The organism is Bradyrhizobium sp. UFLA01-814, from assembly GCF_046718885.1.
Classification (GTDB): Bacteria; Pseudomonadota; Alphaproteobacteria; order Rhizobiales; family Xanthobacteraceae; genus Bradyrhizobium; species Bradyrhizobium elkanii.
Map to the genome: position 1 here is coordinate 1 of NZ_JAQOSR010000271.1, position 7,302 is coordinate 7,302.

Below are 7,302 nucleotides of genomic sequence, written 5' to 3' on the forward strand. Positions count from 1 at the left end.
TCTCGAACCACGAGGCCAAGCACTTGCGCGGTCGCCAAGGGGCATATGCGATAGCCCTGCCCGCAAGCGGGAGAGGGAGCGCAGCTGCTTTCGGGACAGCGTCTAACTCGATCCTCATGAACGAGTCGGTACGGCGGATTAGCCGAAGGCGTAATCCGCCGTTCGCGTGGTGATGCGGCGGACGATGAGTTGCGTCAAGGATCGCTCAGCTGTGCACCAGCATGCCAACCCCAAGCGTGGCAACAGCGGCGAGAAACGATATGTCCAGAAATCGCAGCGGCGCTTTTGGACGATGACCGGCAGAACCGGAAATGACGTAATAGAGCCCATAGCCCGCGCCGAGAACGACGAACGTCAGCGTTTGCTTGAGCCAGAACGTCAAGACGACCGCAAGATCATCGATGCTGTCCAGGGCATAGGCGCCGACCGCGAGCAACGTGCCGATCGCGTAGAACAGCACGAGCGTTGACGTCAGTGATTTGGCGTCGCGGGACATGCGATGATCCTTGCATCCCGATCGTAATCAAACTGCAAAAAAGAAGGCCGCCCGGAGGCGGCCTTCGATCTCGATGGGGATGTGGGAGGCTTAGAAGCCGCCCATGCCGCCCATTCCACCCATGCCGCCGCCGCCCGGCATTGCCGGCGCCGCGTCCTTCGGCAGTTCGGCGACCATGGCTTCGGTGGTCACGAGCAGGCCGGCCACGGAGGAGGCGTCCTGCAAGGCGGTGCGCACCACCTTGGCGGGGTCGATGATGCCCTTGTCGACCATGTCGACATAGTCCTCGGTCTGGGCGTCGAAGCCGAAGGTCTCCGACTTGTTCTCGAGGATCTTGCCGACCACGATCGAGCCCTCGACACCGGCGTTCTCCGAGATCTGGCGGACCGGAGCTTCGAGCGCCTTGAGCACGATGTTGATGCCGGCCTGGACGTCGGCATTCGGGTTGGTGAGCCGGCCGACCGCCTTCTTGGCGCGCAGCAGCGCGACGCCGCCGCCCGGCACGATGCCTTCCTGCACCGCGGCGCGGGTCGCGTTCAGCGCGTCCTCGACACGGTCCTTCTTCTCCTTGACCTCGACCTCGGTCGCGCCGCCGACCTTTATGACGGCAACGCCGCCGGCGAGCTTGGCGAGGCGCTCCTGCAGCTTCTCACGGTCGTAGTCCGAGGTGGTCTCCTCGATCTGCGCCTTGATCTGGCCGACGCGGGCGTCGATGTCCTTCTTCTTGCCGGCGCCCTTGACGATCGTGGTGTTCTCCTTGTCGATCACGATCTTGCCGGCGCGGCCGAGCATGTTGATCGTGACGCTTTCGAGCTTCATGCCGAGGTCGTCGGAGATCAGCTGACCGCCGGTCAGGATCGCGATGTCCTCCAGCATCGCCTTGCGGCGATCGCCGAAGCCCGGCGCCTTGACGGCGGCGACCTTGAGCCCGCCGCGCAGGCGGTTGACCACCAGGGTCGCCAGCGCCTCGCCCTCGACGTCCTCGGCGAGGATCAAGAGCGGACGGCCCGACTGCACCACGGCTTCCAGCACCGGCAGCATGGACTGCAGGCCGGACAGCTTCTTCTCGTGCAGCAGGATGTAGGCATCCTCGAGCTCGGCGGTCATCTTCTCGGCGTTGGTGATGAAGTAGGGGCTGAGGTAGCCGCGGTCGAACTTCATACCCTCGACGATATCGACCTCGGTCTCGAGCGACTTGTTCTCCTCGACGGTGATCACGCCCTCGTTGCCGACCTTCTGCATCGCCTGCGCGATCATCTTGCCGATCGCGGCATCGCCATTGGCCGAGATGGTGCCGACCTGGGCGACTTCGGACGAGGAGGCGACCGGCTTGGCGCGCTTCTCGATGTCCTTGATCACGGCCGCGACCGCGGTGTCGATACCGCGCTTCAGGTCCATCGGGTTCATGCCGGCGGCGACCGACTTGGCGCCCTCGCGCACGATGGCCTGCGCCAGCACGGTCGCGGTGGTGGTGCCGTCACCGGCGGTGTCGTTGGTCTTGGAAGCGACCTCGCGCAGCATCTGCGCACCCATGTTCTCGAACTTGTCGTCGAGCTCGATCTCCTTGGCGACGGTGACGCCGTCCTTGGTGATGCGGGGAGCGCCGAAGCTCTTCTCGATGACGACGTTGCGGCCCTTCGGGCCGAGCGTCACCTTCACGGCGTTGGCGAGCACGTCGACACCGCGCAGCATGCGGTCGCGGGCCTCTCCGGCGAATTTTACGTCCTTGGCAGCCATTGATTTGAACTCCTGGAATGTCTGTGGATTGGTTGTCGCTCGTTTTTCTCGTCATTGCCGGGCGAGAGCACGAAGTGCGTCTTCGTGCCAGATGACCCGGCAATCCATCGCTTCAGAAGATTGATGGATGCCCGGGTCATCTAGCGCGAAGACGCGCTTCTGCCCGGGCATGACAGCGGAGGGCGCGGCGGCCCTCGGAGTCCAAGGCGTTACGCCAGCACGCCCATGATGTCAGACTCCTTCATGATCAGGAGTTCCTGGTTGTCGAGCTTGACCTCGGTGCCCGACCATTTGCCGAACAGCACGCGGTCGCCGACCTTGAGGTCGATCGGGATCAGCTTGCCGGCCTCGTCGCGGCCACCCGGGCCGACGGCGACGATCTCGCCCTGGGACGGCTTCTCCTTGGCCGAGTCGGGAATGATGATGCCGCCCTTGGACTTCTCCTCGGCATCGATACGCTTGACGACGACGCGGTCGTGCAGGGGGCGGAAGGTGGATTTAGCCATGACGTTCCCTCTTGGAGGCTCGGTTTCAGGTCCGGTTCATCGGGACCGGCGTTGGATGCCGGCCGGTCGGCGCTGGGCAGGACGCCCGGCGCTCTTAGCAATCGTGGTGCGAGAGTGCTAATTGTGGGCCGGGAAATATGGCTTGGCGCAGTTTCTGTCAAGCAAACGGGTTAAGGCCTTGGTGAGGCCAATATAGGATGGTGGACCAGAAACCAAATCGTAGCGATGACGTAATTTTGTCAGACGTCATTGCTCCGCCTTAAGTTTTACGCTTGGCTGCAGGACGGGTGCGGCCGGGACATAGTCGGGGGATGCATATGATCAGGTCACTCAACGCGCGATTGGTCGCACGGTTCGCGGCTGTTTCGGCGCTGACGACACTCTTGGGGGCGTGCGGCAGCATGAGCCTGCCGTCGTTGTCGTCGAATCCTGAGCCGGCGCCAGCCGAGCCGGGCGTAGCCCCCGAAATGCCCGCAAGCATCCGCGCCGACGAGATCGTCGGCCGCTGGGGTCTCGCCTCGTTCCAGAATCCCGCCGACCGCGCCCGCACCGAGGCCGCCGCGCGCGGCCAGTGCAAGCAGCCTTACGTGATCGGCGCCGGCCAGAACGGCGGCGTCATCATGCATCTGGCCGACCAGGCCACCCCGCAGGAACTGCGGCTGAAGGGTTCCCCGAGCGGCAAGAACTATATCGGCCCGCCAGGACCGACGCCCGGCGAGCAGGACCGCGAGATCGTTTCGTTCGACGGCCGCGTCATGATCACCCGCTTCGTCGACAAGGACGCCGGGGTCCGCTACGGCAACATGGTCTATGTCCGCTGCGCCCCGAGGGCGTAACGGCGGGACTTCGAGCTATCTGCCGACATAGCGCCGCACAGTCGGCGCACCTCTCCCCCTGTGGGAGAGGTCGGCTTGCATCGCCAGATGCAATCCGGGTGAGGGGTCTCTCTTCGCGAGTGATCCTCTCGCGATCCGCGTGTGCGGCGACACCCATTCATCCGGCGCCGCAAACAACTGTCTTATCGCCGCACGCCAACCCGATTGACGCCGCCATTCAGGTTGCCGCCCGCATTGTGACGGACCGCGGCGCGCGCCACCGGACGCGGCCTGAGCACGACGCCCGCCCTCGCCACGCAACCCTGCGGATAACCGACATAGGTGCAGTAAACCACGGCCTTGGCCGGTGCTGAACTGACGGCGACACCGGCGATCCCCAACATGAGGCTCGCCGCAACGCCCGCAAGCGTCACAGACCTGGTCGAGAGAATGTTCGTCCGACGCATGGTGATCCTCCTCATCGCACGCGAACCGAAAGGTGAGGGCGCCGCTTCAGATGCGGCCCAAGGTTATCTTCAGCGGCAAGGGGGAGGTGACGTTGACGTAGATCAACGGCGGGCGCGACCCGCCGCTCCGTGAGATCGATTTGCCTCATCAAGAATGAGGACGGCTCAACGAGCCGCCCTCCTGGAGCGCCGTTGCGCCGACGTCACTGGCAGACGTACATGCGGCCGTCAGCCATCTTCGTCATCGTGCCAGGTTCGCAGCCGATGCCATTAGCTGCCTTGTACTCCGTCCATCCGGCGTATCCGTAATACGGACTGATCCTTTGGTAGGCTCGTGCCGGATAGTAGGGCTGGCCAAAGTAGGGATCCGTCTGGGCGGCATACGAATTGGTCCAATCGTTTGTGCCCCAGCCGGAATAGGCCGGCGCGGTAGCGGCCGCTGCGGCGACGGCTGCCGTAGCGGCGACACCCGCGCCAACCCCGTATCCGTACGCGGCGCGCCGGGTTTGGCGACGCGCAACGCCCGCGACGCTCACGGGCGTCAGCGGTCGGCCCACACGCGCCTGGGCGCTTTCGACCGAAGCCGAAATGCCGCCCTGCTCAGACCAGGTGACGGAGAACAGTGTCGCACAAGCGAAAGTCGAGAGCGCAATTGCAGTATTCCTGACAATTCCTTGCGTCATGTTCAATCTCCAGTGTTGAGTACTCCAGTGGCTCCCCCCAAAATCAGTGATCCGATAACAAGGCGGACGCGGTCAGCGCGAATGAATGAAACCCGCCGCTCATCGTCACAGCTACAAAAGGCGGCCTCGCGCTTCAGCAGCGTGCGAGGGATGGCAGTTCGCCCTCGTTGGATACGCACGGCGAGCGGCCGCGAACCTGTGATGGTGTGATGAGTGGACGTACCGCGCGGGGACGACCGGATTTACTCCGGAAGTCCCATGCAACCGGCACCCAATGTTGGCTCCCGGCATACGCATGACAATTTCCCCTCACGCACAGTATGCGTCAGCGACGCTAAGGCTGCCAGTAAATTTCCAATTGTCGCAATTGGCACAAACTGCATGTGGTGGCTGCGATTCGGGTGGTTCGTCTGTCTTCGGTGACCCGCTGCGAGCGCGAGGCCATGGCCTAAACAAAAACGCCGGCCCTCGAGGCCGGCGTTTTGTATTCTGCCGATGCGAGCGCTCAGTTGAACATCGCGTCGATGTCGTCCTGCGAGGCGTGGCCGGCGTCGCCGTCGAGCTTCGGGCCGTTGAGCAGGCGGGCATCGCCCTCGCGGGTATCGACGATCGCCGGCACGTGCGACTTGATGGCGTCGACGCCGCCCCAGATGTTCATCATCTCGTTGATGTGCTGTTCGATGAACTTCATCGTCTGCATCACCTTGCTGATGCGCTGGCCGGTGAGGTCCTGGAAGTTGCAGGCCTCGAAGATCGAGACCACGCGCTCCTGAATATCTTCGCTGAGCCGCTTCTGCTGGTCGGGCGTGACGTTGTTCGCGAGCGCGCTCGCGGCCTGGTCGATCGCCTCCACCGCCTCGAGGATCTGCTGGGTCGCCTGTTCGGTGCCGCCGACCACGGCGCCGAGCTCGCCATTGACCTTGGCCATCTCCTCGCCGTTGAAGCTCTTGCCGTGCAGTACGGCGATCTCGCGCTTGGTGCGGCTGATCGCGTCGTGGATCAGGTCGAGCTCGACCTTGAGCTTCTCGCACTGTTCGACCTGCGCGCGGTAGGTCTCGAGCAGCGCCTGGGTCTCGGCGACTTCGCGGGCGACCGCGGCATCGACGCTGTCGCCAGTGCGCTGTGCCGGTGCTGCGGCCATCTGGGCACGGATCGAGCGAAGCTCGGCCATGATCTCGCGATGCATCGGACCGAGATCGGCGCCGCTGGAAACATCCGGCTCCGGCATCACAACCTCGCCCATCGCCTGCTCGACACGAAAACGCTTGCGCTTCACTGACATGATTTTCATTCCCGCCCCTTCACTGAAATCCGTTCTAGACAGAGCGGATTTAACGTCAGGTTCACGCCGGAACTGTTTGCGCTGATAGCGCGCAACGGCCGCGCTACCGGCGATTAACCATGTCGCCGCGCCGTTCACGCAAAATAAACGCTGTCAGGGAAAACCGCGCTCCATTGCCGACGTGGTGAATCGAAACGGCCGATCCGTTTACCAAACCGATGCGGTTTTCATTGCTTATTGACCACGTGCAATGGCGCAAAGTCGGCGCCCTCGCGCATCACGTCACGACGAAACCAGTACAGAGTACGTCGATGTTCAGGAAAACCACGCTTGCGCTGCTCGCCGGCGCGTCTTCTCTTATTGCCGTTCCCCATCACGCCATGGCGATCGACGCGGCAGCGCCCGCCGAGCCCGCCGTCATCTATGCCAATCAGGGCGCTCCGCAGCCGCCGATGCGCACCGCCTATGTGCAGCCGCAGCGCTCCAACATGGGCGGCGGCTTCATCGAATTCCTGTTCGGCGATGCGCCGTCGTCGCAGGGGTATTCGCCGCAGCCGATGTATCAGCAACAGCCCGGCTATTACGGCAACCGTCAGCTGCCGCCGATGGATCCGCAGCAGCAGATGCTCCGGCAGCAGGAGGAGGCCGCGGGCGATCCGGCGCAGCGTCCGTTCGATCCGAGATACGAAAAGCAGCTGGTCGACTATTCCGGCAAGGAAGGCGCCGGCACCATCGTCGTCGATACGCCGAACAAGTTTCTCTATCTGGTGCAGGGCGACGGCCGCGCGCTGCGCTACGGCATAGGCGTCGGCCGGCCCGGCTTCACCTGGGCCGGCGTGAAGACGATCTCGGCGAAGAAGGAGTGGCCGGCCTGGACGCCGCCGCCGGAAATGCTGGCGCGCCGTCCCGACCTGCCGCGGCACATGGAAGGCGGCCCGGAAAATCCGCTCGGCGCCCGCGCGATGTATCTGGGCTCTTCGCTCTATCGCATCCACGGCTCCAACGAGCCCTGGACGATCGGCACCAACGTCTCGTCCGGCTGCATCCGGATGCGCAACGAGGACGTCATCGACCTCTACGGCCGCGTCAATGTCGGGGCCAAGGTCGTCGTGATGTGAGGTTGGTTTTGAAGCAGCTGCCCCAAAGATGGTGTCGTCCCGGCGAAAGCCGGGATCCATAACCACAGGCGGTTGTTACTGAGAGAAGCTGTAGCCCCAGCCGTGTCAAATCCCGCACGGTTGTGGTTATGGGTCCCTGTGTCTTGGAAGTCTGTCAGGATGTGGGTGGGCGGGAAGCCGTTGGGTCCTTGGCGCTTG

8 protein-coding genes are annotated in these 7,302 nt (G+C 63.8%); 2 read left to right on the forward strand and 6 right to left on the reverse strand.

The features are described from left to right. Positions 1-205 precede the first annotated feature (205 nt). The 3 genes from PMN64_RS40920 to PMN64_RS40930 form a co-directional block, all read right to left on the reverse strand. On the reverse strand, positions 206-496 hold the full coding sequence (locus tag PMN64_RS40920; protein WP_411784857.1) for a hypothetical protein: 291 nt from the start codon (positions 494-496) through the stop codon (positions 206-208). A gap of 90 nt (positions 497-586) precedes the next feature. Further along, positions 587-2,233: a chaperonin GroEL gene (gene groL, locus PMN64_RS40925; RefSeq protein ID WP_038388056.1), complete on the reverse strand. Its 1,647-nt coding sequence runs from the start codon at positions 2,231-2,233 to the stop codon at positions 587-589. A gap of 209 nt (positions 2,234-2,442) precedes the next feature. Continuing rightward, positions 2,443-2,739, reverse strand: coding sequence for a co-chaperone GroES (locus PMN64_RS40930; protein ID WP_018269780.1), 297 nt, complete (start codon positions 2,737-2,739; stop codon positions 2,443-2,445). Positions 2,740-3,056: 317 nt separating this feature from the next. Here PMN64_RS40930 and PMN64_RS40935 point away from each other — a divergent pair, with 317 nt between their 5' ends. Next, the gene (locus PMN64_RS40935) at positions 3,057-3,575 is read left to right on the forward strand and encodes a hypothetical protein (protein WP_028341094.1); all 519 of its coding nucleotides are present in this window, start codon (positions 3,057-3,059) and stop codon (positions 3,573-3,575) included. 182 nt (positions 3,576-3,757) lie between these two features. Here the strand turns inward: PMN64_RS40935 and PMN64_RS40940 are convergent, their stop codons facing one another. The 3 genes from PMN64_RS40940 to PMN64_RS40950 form a co-directional block, all read right to left on the reverse strand. Next, positions 3,758-4,021, reverse strand: coding sequence for a hypothetical protein (locus PMN64_RS40940; protein WP_028341093.1), 264 nt, complete (start codon positions 4,019-4,021; stop codon positions 3,758-3,760). 203 nt (positions 4,022-4,224) lie between these two features. After that, positions 4,225-4,704 carry a hypothetical protein gene (locus PMN64_RS40945; protein ID WP_245288728.1) on the reverse strand — a complete coding sequence of 160 codons (480 nt, stop codon included), beginning with the start codon at positions 4,702-4,704 and terminating at the stop codon, positions 4,225-4,227. A gap of 505 nt (positions 4,705-5,209) precedes the next feature. Then, positions 5,210-5,986, reverse strand: a complete 777-nt coding sequence (locus tag PMN64_RS40950) for a protein phosphatase CheZ (RefSeq protein ID WP_411784858.1) — start codon at positions 5,984-5,986, stop codon at positions 5,210-5,212. Positions 5,987-6,297: 311 nt separating this feature from the next. Between PMN64_RS40950 and PMN64_RS40955 the strand changes: the two genes are divergently transcribed. After that, positions 6,298-7,104: a L,D-transpeptidase gene (locus tag PMN64_RS40955; RefSeq protein ID WP_304498750.1), complete on the forward strand. Its 807-nt coding sequence runs from the start codon at positions 6,298-6,300 to the stop codon at positions 7,102-7,104. The last annotated feature ends 198 nt before the right edge of the window (positions 7,105-7,302 follow it).

Excerpts from the sequence above, each read along its gene's own strand:
- PMN64_RS40930 (WP_018269780.1), bottom strand. The coding sequence starts at position 2,739 with ATGGCTAAATCCACCTTCCGCCCCCTGCACGACCGCGTCGTCGTCAAG.
- PMN64_RS40940 (WP_028341093.1), bottom strand. The coding sequence starts at position 4,021 with ATGCGTCGGACGAACATTCTCTCGACCAGGTCTGTGACGCTTGCGGGC.
- PMN64_RS40935 (WP_028341094.1), top strand. The coding sequence starts at position 3,057 with ATGATCAGGTCACTCAACGCGCGATTGGTCGCACGGTTCGCGGCTGTT.
- PMN64_RS40920 (WP_411784857.1), bottom strand. The coding sequence starts at position 496 with ATGTCCCGCGACGCCAAATCACTGACGTCAACGCTCGTGCTGTTCTAC.
- PMN64_RS40955 (WP_304498750.1), top strand. The coding sequence starts at position 6,298 with ATGTTCAGGAAAACCACGCTTGCGCTGCTCGCCGGCGCGTCTTCTCTT.
- PMN64_RS40945 (WP_245288728.1), bottom strand. The coding sequence starts at position 4,704 with ATGACGCAAGGAATTGTCAGGAATACTGCAATTGCGCTCTCGACTTTC.
- groL (WP_038388056.1), bottom strand. The coding sequence starts at position 2,233 with ATGGCTGCCAAGGACGTAAAATTCGCCGGAGAGGCCCGCGACCGCATG.
- PMN64_RS40950 (WP_411784858.1), bottom strand. The coding sequence starts at position 5,986 with ATGTCAGTGAAGCGCAAGCGTTTTCGTGTCGAGCAGGCGATGGGCGAG.